This window comes from Enterococcus sp. DIV0970a, from assembly GCF_051711265.1.
Classification (GTDB): Bacteria; Bacillota; Bacilli; order Lactobacillales; family Enterococcaceae; genus Enterococcus_D; species Enterococcus_D casseliflavus.
Map to the genome: position 1 here is coordinate 414642 of NZ_JBIOMF010000001.1, position 15857 is coordinate 430498.

The 15857-nt window shown below is 46.0% G+C and carries 14 protein-coding genes and 1 other annotated feature; of the genes, 13 read left to right on the forward strand and 1 reads right to left on the reverse strand.

The window, feature by feature from the left end; all coding sequences use genetic code 11:
- The first annotated feature begins 4 nt into the window (after positions 1-4).
- The 3 genes from IGK14_RS01985 (at position 5) to IGK14_RS01995 (ending at position 4708) form a co-directional block, all read left to right on the forward strand.
- Positions 5-700 (forward strand): L-ribulose-5-phosphate 4-epimerase, encoded by a 696-nt coding sequence (locus IGK14_RS01985; protein ID WP_010748713.1) that lies wholly within the window; start codon positions 5-7, stop codon positions 698-700.
- 19 nt (positions 701-719) lie between these two features.
- On the forward strand, positions 720-2144 hold the full coding sequence (araA, locus tag IGK14_RS01990; protein ID WP_010748714.1) for an L-arabinose isomerase: 1425 nt from the start codon (positions 720-722) through the stop codon (positions 2142-2144).
- 197 nt (positions 2145-2341) lie between these two features.
- Positions 2342-4708 carry a phosphoketolase family protein gene (locus tag IGK14_RS01995; RefSeq protein ID WP_081116185.1) on the forward strand — a complete coding sequence of 789 codons (2367 nt, stop codon included), beginning with the start codon at positions 2342-2344 and terminating at the stop codon, positions 4706-4708.
- A 129-nt stretch (positions 4709-4837) separates the two neighbouring features.
- Here the strand turns inward: IGK14_RS01995 and IGK14_RS02000 are convergent, their stop codons facing one another.
- Positions 4838-5758, reverse strand: coding sequence for a LysR family transcriptional regulator (locus IGK14_RS02000; RefSeq protein WP_005227268.1), 921 nt, complete (start codon positions 5756-5758; stop codon positions 4838-4840).
- Positions 5759-5884: 126 nt separating this feature from the next.
- Here IGK14_RS02000 and IGK14_RS02005 point away from each other — a divergent pair, with 126 nt between their 5' ends.
- From IGK14_RS02005 to IGK14_RS02050, 10 genes are all read left to right on the forward strand, one after another.
- On the forward strand, positions 5885-7039 hold the full coding sequence (locus IGK14_RS02005; RefSeq protein ID WP_005227269.1) for a cobalamin-independent methionine synthase II family protein: 1155 nt from the start codon (positions 5885-5887) through the stop codon (positions 7037-7039).
- Positions 7040-7165: 126 nt separating this feature from the next.
- Positions 7166-7400: a binding site (T-box leader), on the forward strand.
- Positions 7401-7708: 308 nt separating this feature from the next.
- The gene (locus tag IGK14_RS02010) at positions 7709-8353 is read left to right on the forward strand and encodes an amino acid ABC transporter permease (RefSeq protein WP_010748717.1); all 645 of its coding nucleotides are present in this window, start codon (positions 7709-7711) and stop codon (positions 8351-8353) included.
- Positions 8354-8365: 12 nt separating this feature from the next.
- A complete protein-coding gene (locus IGK14_RS02015) occupies positions 8366-8998 on the forward strand; it encodes an amino acid ABC transporter ATP-binding protein (RefSeq protein ID WP_010748718.1) in 633 nt (210 codons plus the stop codon).
- A gap of 13 nt (positions 8999-9011) precedes the next feature.
- Positions 9012-9815, forward strand: a complete 804-nt coding sequence (locus tag IGK14_RS02020; protein ID WP_010748719.1) for an amino acid ABC transporter substrate-binding protein — start codon at positions 9012-9014, stop codon at positions 9813-9815.
- A gap of 176 nt (positions 9816-9991) precedes the next feature.
- Entirely contained in the window at positions 9992-10309 is a 318-nt protein-coding gene (locus IGK14_RS02025; RefSeq protein ID WP_010748720.1) for an AbrB/MazE/SpoVT family DNA-binding domain-containing protein, read from the forward strand.
- Between the two features lie 7 nt (positions 10310-10316).
- Positions 10317-10754 (forward strand): type II toxin-antitoxin system VapC family toxin, encoded by a 438-nt coding sequence (locus IGK14_RS02030; protein WP_010748721.1) that lies wholly within the window; start codon positions 10317-10319, stop codon positions 10752-10754.
- A 130-nt stretch (positions 10755-10884) separates the two neighbouring features.
- Positions 10885-13323, forward strand: coding sequence for an FtsK/SpoIIIE family DNA translocase (locus IGK14_RS02035; protein WP_010748722.1), 2439 nt, complete (start codon positions 10885-10887; stop codon positions 13321-13323).
- Positions 13324-13364: 41 nt separating this feature from the next.
- On the forward strand, positions 13365-14066 hold the full coding sequence (locus IGK14_RS02040; RefSeq protein ID WP_010748723.1) for a GntR family transcriptional regulator: 702 nt from the start codon (positions 13365-13367) through the stop codon (positions 14064-14066).
- 61 nt (positions 14067-14127) lie between these two features.
- Positions 14128-14928 carry a pyrroline-5-carboxylate reductase gene (proC, locus tag IGK14_RS02045; RefSeq protein WP_010748724.1) on the forward strand — a complete coding sequence of 267 codons (801 nt, stop codon included), beginning with the start codon at positions 14128-14130 and terminating at the stop codon, positions 14926-14928.
- Positions 14929-14974: 46 nt separating this feature from the next.
- The gene (locus tag IGK14_RS02050; protein ID WP_005227279.1) at positions 14975-15649 is read left to right on the forward strand and encodes an HAD family hydrolase; all 675 of its coding nucleotides are present in this window, start codon (positions 14975-14977) and stop codon (positions 15647-15649) included.
- The last annotated feature ends 208 nt before the right edge of the window (positions 15650-15857 follow it).

A 15857-nucleotide genomic window follows, 5' to 3' on the forward strand; every position in this document is an offset into this window, starting at 1 on the left:
TTTTGTGTTAGAAGGATTAAAAGAAGAAGTCTTTCAGGCCAATTTGGCATTGCCGAAGCAAGGATTGATCAAATACACTTGGGGCAATGTGTCAGCAGTGGATCGCCAACAGCAATTGTTTGTCATCAAACCTAGCGGTGTTGACTATGAAACCATGCAAGCCAGTGATATGGTGGTTTGTGATTTTGAGGGCAACGTAGTGGAAGGAGCGAAAAATCCTTCCTCCGATACGCCAACGCATGCCGTTTTATACAAAGCATTTCCAGAAATTGGTGGGATCGTCCATACCCATTCTACTTGGGCGACGAGCTGGGCTCAGGCAGGACTCGATTTGCCAGCGATGGGCACAACCCATGCCGATACGTTTTATGGAGCAGTCCCCTGTGCCCGCTTTTTGACGCAAACCGAGATCGATGAAGGCTATGAAGCACAAACAGGACAGGTGATCGTCGAAACCTTTAAGGAACGCGGCATCACGCCAGAAGAAATTCCTGGTGTCTTGCTTCACGGTCATGGACCATTTACCTGGGGCAAAACGGCGGATGCGGCGGTGATGAACGCAGTGGTCTTAGAAGAAGTCGCTAAGATGAATTTTATCACGCGTCAGCTGAACAGTTACGCACCCGAATTGCCGCAGCGGGTCTTAGACAAACATTATTTACGCAAACATGGAGAAAATGCCTATTACGGGCAAAAATAACGAAAAAGGAGCAAGTAGAATGTTAGAAATCGGGAAAAAAGAATTTTGGTTCGTCGTAGGATCACAGCACTTATACGGAGAAGAAGCGTTACAAGAAGTACGGGACCATGCAGAAGAAATGGTCAAAAGCTTAAATGACAGCTCAAAGCTGCCTTATCCAGTCGTTTTACAAGAACTCGCTGTTACTGCCGATACGATTACGAAAATCATGAAAGAAGTCAACTATCGGGATGAAGTCGCTGGGGTGATCACCTGGATGCACACCTTCTCACCAGCAAAAATGTGGATTCGCGGCACGAAATTATTACAAAAACCATTGCTGCACCTTGCCACTCAATACAATGAACAAATTCCATGGGAAACCATCGATATGGACTTTATGAACTTGAACCAAGCGGCTCATGGTGACCGAGAATATGGATTTATCAATGCTCGTTTGAAAAAGCAAAACAAAATCGTTGTCGGCTATTGGAAAAATGAAGCCATCCAAAAAGAAATCGCTGCTTGGATGGACGTGGCAGTCGGCTACAATGAAAGCTTCCAAATCAAAGTCGCTCGTTTTGGCGACAACATGCGTAACGTTGGGGTGACCGAAGGCGATAAAGTCGAAGCACAGATCCAATTTGGCTGGACCGTTGATTATTTTGGGATCGGCGATTTGGTTCAAGTCGTCGATGCGGTGACTGACGAAGAAGTCGATGGACTCTTTGAAGAATACAGCCAGCTGTATGATTTCGATTATGGCGATTACGACAAAGAAGAATGGGCACGTCATGTCAAAGCCCAAGCCAAACAAGAAATCGGTCTGCGCCGCTTCCTTGAAGCAGGCGGCTATACGGCATTTACCACGAACTTTGAAGACCTATATGGTATGCAGCAGTTGCCTGGTTTAGCTGTACAACGTTTGATGGCAGAAGGCTATGGGTTTGCTGGTGAAGGGGACTGGAAAACCGCCGCTATTGACCGCTTGATGAAAATCATGGCCCACAATAAGGCGACTGGCTTTATGGAAGACTATACCTATGAGCTGACACCAGGAAAAGAAGCCATCTTGCAATCCCACATGATGGAAGTCGATCCAGTATTAGCAGCCAACAAACCAAAAATCGTGGTTTCGCCATTGTCGATGGGGGATCGTGAAGACCCAGCCCGACTCGTCTTTGACGGCCAAGGCGGCGAAGGTGTCGTGGTTTCGATGGCAGACTTTGGCACCCACTACAAATTATTGATCAATGAAGTCGATGCCTTTGAGCCAACTGAAGAAGCACCAAAACTACCGGTTGCACGAGTAATGTGGACACCAAAACCAAACTTCCACGATGGCGTCAAACAGTGGATCGAAACAGGCGGTGGCCATCACACCGTCGTCTCACTTGTCCTAAATTCTGATCAGATCGAAACATGGGCGAAGCTTGTGGCATTAGAATACGTAACGATCAAATAAGTACCCAATCACAAAAGAAACCGTTGGCGATGGTCGGCGGTTTCTTTGCGTTTTTCTTAAGCTTTCTTGCCTTCTATCTGCAAAGTGCGGATAAGCAGACCCCTGAAAGCACCAGCAATCAGCAAAATTGACTTTTAAATATAGGGGGCATAGACTTTTATGTAAGAGTGGAACAATGGACTAAAAGGAGGAGCACAATGAAGACAACCTACGATACACCAGAGTATTATCAGAAAATGAACGCTTGGTGGCGAGCAGCCAACTACCTTTCCGTTGGTCAGATTTATTTGAAAGACAATCCCTTATTGCGCCGCCCCATCGAAGAAAAAGATTTGAAAGTGAATCCGATTGGTCACTGGGGAACGATCGCAGGACAAAATTTTATTTACACCCATCTCAATCGCGTCATCAATAAGTACGACTTAAACATGTTTTATATCGAAGGACCAGGCCATGGCGGACAAGTCATGGTTGCGAATGCTTATTTAGACGGCAGCTACAGCGAGATCTATCCAAAAGCCACCCAAGACGAAGCAGGGATGAAACATCTATTCAAAACCTTCTCTTTCCCAGGTGGGATCGCTTCTCATGCGGCACCTGAAACGCCAGGTTCGATCCATGAAGGCGGCGAGCTAGGCTATTCCATCGCCCACGCTACTGGAGCTATTTTAGACAATCCCGATGTCATTGCAGCAGTAGTGGTCGGTGATGGCGAAGCCGAAACTGGACCATTAGCGGGCAGCTGGTTTTCAAATACCTTTATCAATCCAGTCAATGATGGCGCAATTTTGCCTATCTTGCATTTGAATGGCGCCAAGATTGCCAATCCAACGATCTTGGCTCGTAAAAGCGATCAAGATCTCACGAAATATTTTGAAGGCATGGGTTGGACCCCTTATTTCGTAGAAGGGGACGATCCAGAAGCCGTTCATCCGCAATTGGCACAGAAAATGGATCAAGCCATCGAACAGATCCACGCGATCCAAGCAGAAGCCCGCAAAGGTTCTGCGGAAGAAGCCGCTATGCCTCATTGGCCTGTTTTGATCGTTCGCACACCGAAAGGCTGGACTGGACCGAAAGTCTGGGATGGCGAGCCGATTGAAGGGGGCTTCCGTGCCCACCAAGTGCCGATCCCGGTCAATGCGAAACATATGGAACACGTGGATGCTTTGACGGATTGGCTGCAGTCTTATCGTCCAGAAGAGCTTTTTGACGAAAACGGCCGCATCAAAGCTGAGATTCAAGAATTGGCGCCAAAAGGGGAGCAACGGATGGCGGTCAATCCGATCACCAATGGGGGGATCGATCCGCAACCGCTACGCTTGCCAGATTGGCAAGCACATGCCATTGCGATTGAGACACCTGGGGAAACGACTGCCCAAGACATGATGGTCTTTGGGAAATTTGCCCGTGACATCATCAAAGAAAATCCTGACAACTTCCGCATCTTTGGCCCAGATGAAGCCAAATCCAATCGGTTGAACCATGTGTTTGAAGTCACGGATCGCCAATGGTTGGAGCCAAAACATCCTGATTACGATGAATGGCTGTCTTCAGTGGGCCGTGTGATTGATTCACAATTATCAGAGCATCAAGCAGAAGGCTTCTTGGAAGGCTATGTGCTGACGGGTCGTCATGGCTTCTTTGCCAGCTACGAGTCATTCTTAAGAGTCGTTGATTCTATGATCACGCAACACTTCAAATGGTTACGAAAAGCCCATGATCTTGACTGGCGCAACCCGTACCCCTCATTGAATTTGATTGCTTCATCAACGGTCTTCCAACAAGACCATAATGGGTACACCCACCAAGATCCAGGGATCATGACCCATATTGCAGAGAAAAAAGCCGACTTTGTGCGGGTCTACTTGCCAGCCGACGCTAATAGCTTGATGGCTGTCATGGCAGAAACGCTCGCTTCTGAAGAAAAGATCAATCTAGTGGTCTCTTCAAAACACCCACGTCCGCAGTTTTATTCGGCGGATGAAGCGAAAGTGCTTGTCAAAGATGGCTTGAAAGTCATCGACTGGGCATCGACAGATGAAGAACAAGAACCCGATATTGTGATCGCAGCTGCTGGGACGGAACCGAATTTGGAAGCTTTAGCCGCTGTTTCCTTGCTGATTGAAGCCTTCCCAGAGTTGAAAGTCCGCTTCATCAATGTGGTTGATCTATTGAAATTGCGTCGTCCAGCAGTCGATCCTCGTGGGTTGAGCGATGAAGCATTCGAAGCCTACTTTACGAAAGACAAACCGATCGTGTTTGCTTTCCACGGGTATGAAGGACTGATTCGCGATATCTTCTTTGGCCGTCGCAACCAACAGCTTCATATTCATGGGTACCGAGAAAATGGCGACATCACGACACCGTTTGATATGCGGATCCTTTCTGAATTGGATCGCTTCCACTTAGCCAAAGACGCCGCCGAATGGGTCTATGGAGAAAAAGCAACGGACTTTGCCCAAAAAATGGCAGACACCGTTGCGTATCACCATGACTTTATTCGAGAAAACGGCTATGATATCGCCGAAGTCGAAGAGTGGGAATGGAAACCATTGCGTTGATTTATTCTCCACAACGCCAACGTAAGACAGTTTAAGAACAAAAAAAGCACAAAAGAAACAAAACGATCCGCAACAGGGTCGGGACACCTTACTAAGGTAGCCCGACCGACTGTCTGCGGATCGTTTTTTTTAAAAGACGTCGAAACCGTAGTTTTTGATATGCTGCTTCAACAAGGCGAGATAGTCCAAAGCCATCTCACTCAGTTCCATTTTCTTGTGTTTTAGGTAACCTAGTGTCATCGCATCATCGACTTCCAAAGGGATCGCAACGATTTTTTCATCATTCAGCTCACTGCTGATGATTCCAGAGCTGATGGTATAGCCGTTGAGACCCACCATCAAATTGAAGATCGTGGCACGATCGCTGATGCGGATGTGTTTTTTGCGCTGTAAAGTGCTTAAGATCTCTTCAGAAAAGTAGAAGGAATTGGTTTCCCCTTGTTCGTACGACAGATAGGTATATGGTTCCAAATCAGCTAATGTGATGCTTTTTTTCTGAGTCAGGGGATTTTCTCGGCCGATGAAGACGTGGGGTTTGGCTTCAAATAAAGGAATGAATTGCAGGTCTTTTTCGTGGATCAAACGGGTCAAGACCGTTGTGTTGAAATCATTCAGATAAATGACCCCTAATTCGCTCTTAAACGTCTGGATATCATCCAGTACATTTTGTGTCTGGGTCTCCCGCAAGGTGAATTGAAATTCATCTTCCCCTAACTGTTTGACCAGCTCCACGAAGGCGTGGACGACGAAGGCATAGTGTTGTGCGGAAACACTGAAAACATGCTTGCGATGGCTGTCTTTGCGAAAGCGTTCGTCCAAGAGATTGACTTGGTCTAAAACATTTCGAGCATAGTTGAGAAAGGAACGGCCATCATCGGTCAAGGTCACCCCTAATTTACTGCGGTAAAACAGCTGCAGATCATACTCTTTTTCCAACTCTTTCATGGCTTGAGAGAGGGAGGGCTGACTGATGAAAAGCTGTTTGGCGGCTTCATTGAAAGAGCCAGTTTCTACGATTTTTTCCAAATATTCAAGCTGCTGGATACGCATGGGATACAACCTCCTTTTTATGTTATAGGTATTGCCTATGGAATATACAAGTTTATAAGTATTATCTATAGTATAAGATGTTTGCTAGAATAAATCTAACAATTTTGAAAACTTTGTATAGGAGGAATGGATATGGCAACAGACAAATTTCAGCTTGTGGGGTCATTGTTACGACCACAAGATTTATTGGACTACAAAAATCAAATCGAGCATCGGGAGGATATCCGCTACCCGTTTTATGATGCGTTTCCTGGCTACCAAGAAACGGAAGCAAAAGCGATCGCTGACATCATTGCAGCGCAAAAAGAACACGGCATTACAGTCATCACAGACGGCGAACATGGCCGCTCAATGTGGCACCTGGATTTTCTCTGGGGATTAAAAGGCGTTGAACGCTATATCTCCGATCATGGGTATGCCTTTGAAGATTTGGACGGTGGACATTTTGAGACACGTAAAGACATCGGCATCCGAATCACAGAACCATTATCTGGCAAAAACCATCATTACTTGACGTTATTTAAAGAAACCAAACGCCAAGCTGGCGACCTGCCAGTCAAAATCACCGTCTGGGGGGCTGCCCACGCCTTTACCGAGCTGACTGTCTTTAACGACCTCGTTGGTGAAGGTCAGGTGTATCCAACGAAAGAAGCCTTGCGGGAAGGGCTGCTTAACGCCTACAAGGAATTCTTGCAGGAATACCGAGAAGCCGGTGGTGAGATCGTTCAGTTCGATGATTGTTTATGGGAATTATTCGCCGAAGACAATGACAAGAGCTTCTTCACCCAAGGCAATGACGGCTTAGAAGCGTTAGCCGATGAATTCGTGGCGATCAACAACGAAGTCGCTGACTACGCCCACGAATTAGGATTAAAAGTCTGGACCCACAACTGCCGCGGCAATTACCAAAGCCGCGCGGCCGCCAGCGGTACCTACAAAGCGATCGCCGAAAAATTCTTGCGTGATCAGCATTATGACCGCTTTTTCCTAGAGTGGGACGATGACCGTGCTGGTGATATCTCGGCTTTAGAAGCGCTGAAAGACCGTCCAGAAGTGGAGGTTGTCTTAGGCTTATTATCCAGCAAAACCGCCACATTAGACGATGAAGAGCGAGTGATCGCTTTATTAGACAAAGCCAGCCAAATCATTCCTAAGGAGCGGCTTTATCTTTCTCATCAATGCGGCTTTGCCTCTTGTGACTGCGGCAATGAGCTTTCGACTGAACAGCAATGGGCAAAAATCAAGCAAGGACAAGCCTTAGCTGAAGCGTACTTCGGTTAAGCAGCTGCGTCTTCTTTTCCCTGAATCTTCCCTTCGAAATCGGTGCATGCGACAAAGTTTCGAAAATTTCAGAAAAAATGTTTGACATTTTCTTTTAGAGCGAGTAAAGTAAGACACAACTTAATGAAACAGACATCGAAAAGAAGAGTAGCAAGGCTTGCTGTTTGAAGAGAGTCTCTGGTTGGTGCAAAGAGATAACGCATGGTTGTGAAACACATCTTGGAGTCGTTTTTCCGAAAGAAAAGTAGGAGAGACCGGGTTTGCCCGTTACAGCAGCAGTCATTGATTGATGACTTTCTGAGTTCAGTTGCTGTGAAGCACTGATAAACAAAGGTGGAACCGCGTTGATAACGTCCTTTAGCTGTAATGGCTAGGGGACGTTTTTTTTCTCTTTTTTTGCATCTCACCGAAAACCGAAAGTGGTAGGATCACAAGGACTGCACGAGGCCTTTTCCTGTGAAGGAAAGGCAAATTGAGGTGGAACCACGTATCAAGCGTCCTCTGGCAAATGCCAGTGTGCGCTTTTTTTGTTTTTCTTTTTTAGAAAAATGAAATTTGCCAGTTGCCCCTCACCAGCCAACGCCCAGCGTCACATAAGCGTCGGAGCAAACCGTCGCTAAGCTGTATCGCTGCTAATCGAAATTGAAACCTATCAAGGAGGAAGTCACCATGTTTGAGTATTTAGTCAATGTTATGCCCCAACTGATTTCAGGAACTGGAATCACCGTTAAATTGTTCGCACTGACCTTAATCGGGTCCATTCCCTTAGGCATCTTGTTGGCCTTTGTTTTAGCCAGTCGCCTGCGTATTTTGAAATTGATCGTGCAAGTCTACGTATGGTTGATGCGAGGAACGCCTTTATTGCTACAGCTGATCTTCGTATTCTACGGTCTGCCGATCTTAGGGATCGTCTTTGACCGCTTTGAAGCAGCCTTGATCGCCTTTATTATCAATTACGCTGCTTATTTTGCCGAGATTTTCCGTGGAGGGATCCAATCGATTCCAGCAGGACAATATGAAGCCGCGAAAGTCTTGCGTTTGTCCCCGATCCAAACGATCCAAAAAATCATCATCCCACAAGTCGTCAAGATCACCCTGCCATCTGTCGGCAATGAAGTCATCAATCTTGTCAAAGACACATCCCTCGTCTACATCTTAGGATTGTCAGACGTGATGCGAATCGGGAAAATCGCCATGGAGCGAGACAGTACCTTGCTTCCGTTAGTTGGGGTCGGCTTGATCTACTTGGTGATGACGGGCGTCTTTACGTTATTGTTAAAACAAATCGAGACCAAACTGGACTATTACCGTTAGGAGGAACCACATATGTTAGAACTAAAACAAGTATCAAAGTCATTTGGCGCTAAAAAAGTCATCGATCAGCTAGACTTGACGATCGAAGACGGCAGTATCTTAGCGGTGGTCGGTCCTTCCGGTGGCGGGAAAACCACCTTGCTTCGGACACTGGCTGGTTTAGAAACGATCGATTCTGGAAGCTTTTTACTGGATGGCAAAACCTTTGATCCCACCGACACAAAAGAACAAGAACAAGTCGTCGGTGTCGTCTTCCAAGACTTCCAATTGTTTCCGCACTTGTCAGTTTTTGAAAACATCACTTTGGCGCCAAAAATGGTGCTAAAACAAGACAAGGCCGCGTATACAGCAAAAGCCGAACAGTTGGCAGAAAAACTAGGATTAAGTGACCTACTAGCCCAATATCCCTTCCAATTGTCCGGGGGGCAGCGGCAACGGGTGGCTATCGCACGAGCGATGGCGATGAATCCCAAAGTGTTGGCCTATGACGAGCCTACCAGCGCCTTAGATCCAGGCTTGAGACAGCAAGTCGAACAGCTGATCTTGGATCTGAAAAAAGAAGGAGTGACCCAGATCGTGGTGACCCATGATTTGGTTTTTGCCGAAAATATCGGTGATCAATTATTAAAAGTAGCAGGAGAATAAGGGGGAGAACAAAATGAAAAAATTACTATTGACGGGAATCGCAGCAGCAAGTGTATTTTTATTAGGGGCGTGTGGCAGCAGCAATGACACCACAACCAGTGCCGCTGACAAAGAAGAAGTGATCGTCGGCCTAGACGATACCTTCGTACCGATGGGCTTTAAAGACGACCAAGGCAACATCGTTGGGTTTGATGTGGATTTAGCCACAGCGATTTTGGATCTAACAGGAACCAAAGTCAAATTTCAACCAATCGATTGGTCCATGAAAGAAACCGAACTAAGCAATGGCACCATCGATATGATCTGGAACGGGTATACCAAAACCGCAGCTCGTGAAGAAAAAGTATTGTTTACAGATACTTATATGGAAAACAAACAAGTCTTAGTCACAGCAAAAACCAGCGGCATTACTAGCTTTGATGATATGGAGGGCAAAGTCTTAGGCGCCCAAGAAGGTTCTTCTGGTTATGAGACCTTCAATAACCAACCGGAAGTTTTGAAGGATCTCGTAGACGGCAATGACGCAACCTTGTATGCCAGCTTTAATGAAGCCTTTATCGATCTAGAAAACGGTCGGATCGACGGTCTTTTGATCGACCGCGTCTACGCAGAATATTATTTGACTCAAACAGGCAAAACCGATGACTTCAACGAAATCGAAAGCCCCTTTGAAGCAGAAGATTTTGCTGTAGGTGTGCGTAAAGACGATCAAGCCATGGCAGATAAAATCAATGATGGCTTGAAAGAATTGCAAGACAATGGCACCTTTGCTGAAATCTCTGAAAAGTGGTTTGGCGAAGACGTCACACCAAACTAAAACAAGTCAACAAGATACACTGGCTGCTTAGCAGTTGGTGTTTTTTTATACATTCATTTCTTTTGCGTATTTAAGGAAAGAAGGAACGATTGAAGTATATACTTGTGTATACATATGCTTGCTCATGTTATAATGATAGGTAGTAAGGAAAATCCGATTAAGAGGGGGGGAGCCTAGTGGAACATTATAAAGAGACCGCTCATTTGATTAAGTGGGGCAACGGACAGGGGGTTCGCTTGTCTAAGAAAATGATTCAGAAATTGGATCTCCAGGTAGGTTCTGAACTAGAAATGGAACTGGCAGAAGAAGTCAATGGCAAAAAACAGTTAGTTATTACAGAAAAGCAGTCAGTAGGAGCGTTGTCCCCAGAGGAGAAACTTCGTTTAGTCGATTCATTGCAAGGCATTTTAGCAGATTCATTTGAAACACCTGACGTTGTGGACATCAAAAAAGTAAGAAACGAACGGCGTAGGAAAAAATATCTGGGAGAATAAAATAAGCATGACCAAATACAAAGCCAAACGAGTCGTGATTGACACCAATGTGATCCTTGACTATTTATTAGGAAGAGGGTCTAAAAGACATCAAGAAGCCATCAAACAGATATACAACAGTTCCATTTATGGACTTTGCGAGGGCGTGATTACGGCAAGTACCTTAACGGATCTTTTCTATATTCTCGATGGAGCAGCAGGAGTCGATGCTCGGAGGGAAGTCAAAAAACTGATCCAAGTGCATACCGTCTTAACAGTTACGGAAGCAGATTGCCTTCAGGCGCTTGATTCAACAATGACAGATTTTGAGGATGCTGTTTTAGCAGCTTGTGCGAAGCGAAATCAAATCGACAGTCTAGTAACGACCAATACAGCTGATTTTGAATCATCGGGACTGATTGTCTATACAGTCGCTGGATTTGTGCAGCAGCTAAAAAGAGGATGATCACTGCTATATCTGGCAGACATCCTCTTTTTTCCTTAAATTCCAACAGCGAACCAAAATTTCTCACAGGAAAACTTTTGTTCGCCTTCTTTTTTCGTTATAATAGGGAAAGATGAAAAGAGGGATAGAAATGGCGCAAAAAAAACGCGCAAAGAAACGCAAAACAAAAAAACAACAAAAACAGCAAGAGAAATTAATGCTGGTCGGCGTCGGCCTGCTCTTTGTCTTGTTTTCGATATTTGGCTTTTTCCATTTAGGTTTTTTAGGAACCTTGATTGCCAACGGGTTTCGGATCGTTGGCGGAAACACGTACCAATTTTTGAGTGTTGCCCTAGCCGCTTATGGTGTCTGGTTAGCGATCAAAACGACCGATGCTCGCTTTAAGAGTATTCGGCGAGTGATTGGCTGTGTATTGGTGTATTTTGGTTTACTGATCATCCTCCATGCGCAAATCTTTAGTAATGTGGTGGGAGAACAAGCCAATATCTTCCAAACGACGTGGATGACGCTGTTAGGCGATATTCGGCGTAGCCAAGTGACCCAAAATGTCGGGGGCGGAATGATTGGCGCCATGCTCTATGGGGCGACCTATTTTCTTGTTTCCCAGATCGGCAGCTACATCATCGCTGTTTTACTCATGCTGATCGGGGCGTTCTTGTTCAGCCAAATGAGCAGCCACGAGTTAGTCGAGCACCTGCAAGCAGCTGGTGACAAGCTGCAGCGGTTGTTAGAAGGCTCTCCAGAAAAGCAAGCCGAACGAGAAGCCCGCAAAGCGGAACGAGCAGCAGAGAAGCAAGCTGCGAAAGAAGCCAAAAAAGAAGCCGAACGAGCAGCAGTCATGGCGGAGATCAAAGAAAAGAATCAAGTCCGACCAATGACAGAAGACGAAAAATCAGCAAAAGAACAACAGATGCAAGCGCCAGCTGATTTTGAACCAGAGCAGCTGAGCTTTGTACCCATCGACCACTTCCAGGAATTGCCGCAAGCGGCGGGACCAGAGGCCGCTCAAGCACCACATCCAGCAGGAAACAAACCGGGACCAAGCAAAAAGGTCAATGAAGACGGAGAGATCCTCGATGATGATGGTGAAGTATTGGAATTTGAGATTTCGGAAGAAGCTGAAAATCGTGATTATGAATTGCCTTCAGCGCAATTACTCGATTCGATCCCTTCAACGGATCAAAGCAGCGAGTACAAAAAGATCGAACAAAATATCGGTGTGTTAGAAACCACCTTCCAAAGCTTCGGTGTTGATGCAAAAGTCGTCAAAGCCAGCTTAGGACCAGCAGTAACCAAATTCGAAGTTCAACCAGCAGTAGGGGTCAAAGTCAGCAAAATCGTCGGGTTGACCGACGATATCGCCTTGGCCTTAGCTGCCAAAGATGTGCGGATGGAAGCGCCGATCCCAGGGAAATCATTGATTGGGATCGAAGTTCCAAACAGTGCAGTCAGCATGGTTTCATTCCGAGAAGTGATCGAAGCCCAACCGGATCATCCAGATAAACTATTAGAAGTACCTTTAGGACGCGATATTTCTGGCCGTGTCCAAACGGCAGACTTAACGAAAATGCCCCATCTCTTGATTGCCGGATCGACCGGGAGCGGGAAGTCCGTAGCCATCAACGGTATCATCACCAGTATTTTGATGCGGGCAAAACCCCATGAAGTCAAACTGATGATGATCGACCCGAAAATGGTTGAATTAAATGTTTACAATGGGATTCCCCATCTCTTGACACCTGTCGTGACCAATCCCCGCAAAGCGGCGCAAGCGTTGCAAAAAGTGGTCAAGGAAATGGAAGAGCGCTACGAAAAATTTGCGGCAACTGGGGTCCGAAACATTACTGGCTACAACGATTTAGTGATCAATAAGAATTTAGAAGACGGTGAAAATCGTCCGATCTTGCCATTCATTGTAGTGATCGTCGATGAGTTAGCCGACTTGATGATGGTTGCCAGCAACGAAGTCGAAGATGCCATCATTCGTTTGGCGCAAATGGCACGGGCAGCAGGTATCCATATGATCCTAGCAACGCAACGACCAAGTGTGGATGTCATTACAGGGATCATCAAAGCCAATGTTCCATCACGGATGGCCTTTGCGGTTTCCAGCGGTGTCGATTCGCGGACCATCATTGATGGGAACGGAGCCGAAAAACTGCTGGGACGCGGCGACATGCTGTATCTGCCGATGGGTGAGAACAAACCGATTCGGGTCCAAGGGGCCTTTATCTCCGACCAAGAAGTCGAACGAGTGGTTGAATTCGTGACCGATCAGCAAGAAGCCAATTATGAAGAAAAAATGATGGTTACTGAGGAAGAAACGAGTACCGGCAGCAGCGGACAACCGCAAGATGAGCTATTCGAAGATGCCAAAGCCCTTGTGGTGGAAATGCAGACCGCCAGCGTTTCTCTCTTGCAGCGACGTTTTCGCATCGGCTATAACCGAGCGGCTCGGTTAGTGGATGAATTAGAAGATCAAGGTGTCGTTGGCCCTTCTGAAGGCAGCAAGCCACGGAAAGTCTTGATCGAGCCGCAACCAGAAGACATTCCTACCTTTGATGAATAAGGAGAACAAGACCAATCCAATGAGAGAAAGGCGAGATAGCAATGAAACGCAAACACATTCTTTACCGTGATGTTGCCGATAAGCTCAAAGAAGACATCATGTCGGGTCGCTACCCGATTGGTTCATTTTTACCGACGGAAACAGAATTGGAAGCCACCTTCAATGTCAGCAAGATCACTGTCCGCAAAGCCATCGAATTGTTAGCGGCAGATGAGTATGTGGAAAAACGCAGCGGACGTGGGACGACGGTTTTAAGCAATCGCCCTTATAACAAGCTGTCAAAAGGCACGACGTTTAGCCAATTGCTTGAAAAGACTGGCAAGGAATACACGAAGAAAAACCTCAGCTATGAATTAGTTGAACTTGCGCCTGAACACCCAGCGTATTCCTTGATGGGCAAAGAAGTCATGCGTTTACGTCGCATGTATTATTTTGACCACCAACCCTTTATTTACTATGAGTACCATTTGCCAAAGCAGCTAAAGGGTACCTCCATCGAGGTCTTTGAAGAAAAATCATTGTATCGCCTATTGGATGAACATCGAATGATCATCGATCGCTTTCAAGATGCGTTCGTGGCAACGACCTTGACCGAAGAGCAACAGAAGTTTATGATCACGTCAGAGGTCGCTGCCTTGAAACGAACCCGTTATTCGTATGATCTACAAGGAGAAGTGGTAGAATATACAGAAGGGATCTATAACACCGCCTTGCATCCGTATATGATCGAGTTTGAAGCCTAGTCATTGATTAGGCTTTTTTAGCAAAAAGTGGTACCAAAATCAGAAGTGGAGCGTGAAAACTATGAGAAAAATCGCCTTTTTAGGAGCCGGTAACATGGCAAAAGCCATCATCAACGGCTTGATTGCAGCAAACCTGTATGAACCAGCAGAGATCTTGGTTTATAATCATCGCTACGAGCCGACTTTGGCACAATTAGAAAAAGAAACCGGGATCACTGGGACAACTAAGCTGGCAGATGTCACCGAAAAAGCAGAGATCCTTGTCTTAGCAGTCAAACCTTTTGTCTTTCCCCGCTTGCTTGCTGATTTAAAAGACGGCTTGACCAAGGAGCATTTGCTAGTATCCATTGCCGCGGGCGTGACGATCGCGCAAATGGAAGAAATCATTGGTGCGCACAAAATCGTGCGGGTCATGCCAAATACCCCTGCACTGGTGGGGGAAGGGATGTCTTCTATCAGTCCCAACGGTCAAGTGACGGAAGCCGAAGCCAACGAAGTCAAACAGCTTTTTGAAAGCCTAGGGAAAGCCGAGCAAGTACCAGAAAGCATGATCGATGCAGTCATTGGTGTCAGCGGTTCTTCACCAGCCTACACGTATTTGTTCATCGAAGCTTTGGCAGATGGAGCAGTAGCAGAAGGAATGCCGCGTCCGATGGCGTATGAATTTGCTGCTCAAGCGGTATTAGGCGCAGCGAAGATGGTACTAGAGACGAAGGAACACCCAGGTGTCTTAAAGGATCGTGTCAGCTCGCCAGGGGGCACAACGATCCAAGCAGTCAAAACCTTAGAGGAAAATGGCTTTCGGGCGGCTGTCATCAAAGCAGTACAAGCAGCTGCTGACAAAAGTCGGGAGATGTCTTGATCCCCAGTGAGTGAGGAAAAAATCTTAGCAAAACGAAGGAGCGTTTATGAAAGAACTTTTGATTTTTGATTTTGATGGATTGTTAGTCGATACCGAAAGAGTCTATTTTGATGGGTGGTTGGCGCTATTTAAAAAGTATGAGCTTCCGATTACAGCCGCTGATATTTTTGGTTGGCGTGGTCAAAGTTGGCAACAGACTGCCACTAAATTAGCCGACCTCGTAGGCGGTCAGCAGCGGGTGCAGGAATTACGAGCAGAACGGGAAGTCTATATTGCCCAGCAAATAACCGATGGCACCTTCAAAACCAAACCCTATGCGAAAGAAACCATCGCATTGGCTCGTGAGAAAGGCTTCCAAACGGCATTAGCCACCTCGACGATGAAAAAAAGAGCCTCTGAATTGTTGGCGCATTTCGATTTGTTGCAGGCTTTTGACTATCAGACCTTTGGCGATGACGTCTCCGCCCATAAGCCTGATCCAGCACCTTACTTGCTGACTTTAGAAAAAGCGCAAGTCGCAGCAGAAAAAGCTTTAGTCATGGAAGATTCTCTTGTGGGAGCAACAGCCGCGACACGTGCGGGTATCGATGTCGTGCTGATTCCCGATCAAAGCTTTGATCAAGTCTATTCCCCAGAGGAAAAAGCAGATCTTCAATTATATGGCGAAGCTACCTCATTGAAGTATGTGTATGAGTTATTGGCAAAGGATCAACTGAAATAATACCTAAAAAAGCTTCCTTTTTCGTTGCAGAAAAAGGAAGCTTTTTTTGTATAGGAAAGACCTGTAAAAAAACAGATCAAAGGATATGAGTGGTGTGTTTTTCGCCATCATGGTAAAGTTAAAGAAAGTTTAACAATAAGCGAAAAAAAACAAAAAGTAAAGGGGTTTCATTTTGACAAAAACGTCCATTTGTCAAAAGGACTTTTCT

What these genes read in the sequence shown, in the direction of transcription:
- IGK14_RS02020 (WP_010748719.1), top strand. Translation starts at nt 9,012, where the DNA reads ATGAAAAAATTACTATTGACGGGAATCGCAGCAGCAAGTGTATTTTTA.
- IGK14_RS01995 (WP_081116185.1), top strand. Translation starts at nt 2,342, where the DNA reads ATGAAGACAACCTACGATACACCAGAGTATTATCAGAAAATGAACGCT.
- IGK14_RS02015 (WP_010748718.1), top strand. Translation starts at nt 8,366, where the DNA reads ATGTTAGAACTAAAACAAGTATCAAAGTCATTTGGCGCTAAAAAAGTC.
- proC (WP_010748724.1), top strand. Translation starts at nt 14,128, where the DNA reads ATGAGAAAAATCGCCTTTTTAGGAGCCGGTAACATGGCAAAAGCCATC.
- IGK14_RS02040 (WP_010748723.1), top strand. Translation starts at nt 13,365, where the DNA reads ATGAAACGCAAACACATTCTTTACCGTGATGTTGCCGATAAGCTCAAA.
- IGK14_RS02050 (WP_005227279.1), top strand. Translation starts at nt 14,975, where the DNA reads ATGAAAGAACTTTTGATTTTTGATTTTGATGGATTGTTAGTCGATACC.
- IGK14_RS02010 (WP_010748717.1), top strand. Translation starts at nt 7,709, where the DNA reads ATGTTTGAGTATTTAGTCAATGTTATGCCCCAACTGATTTCAGGAACT.
- IGK14_RS02005 (WP_005227269.1), top strand. Translation starts at nt 5,885, where the DNA reads ATGGATATGGCAACAGACAAATTTCAGCTTGTGGGGTCATTGTTACGA.
- IGK14_RS02030 (WP_010748721.1), top strand. Translation starts at nt 10,317, where the DNA reads ATGACCAAATACAAAGCCAAACGAGTCGTGATTGACACCAATGTGATC.
- IGK14_RS02000 (WP_005227268.1), bottom strand. Translation starts at nt 5,758, where the DNA reads ATGCGTATCCAGCAGCTTGAATATTTGGAAAAAATCGTAGAAACTGGC.
- IGK14_RS02035 (WP_010748722.1), top strand. Translation starts at nt 10,885, where the DNA reads ATGGCGCAAAAAAAACGCGCAAAGAAACGCAAAACAAAAAAACAACAA.
- araA (WP_010748714.1), top strand. Translation starts at nt 720, where the DNA reads ATGTTAGAAATCGGGAAAAAAGAATTTTGGTTCGTCGTAGGATCACAG.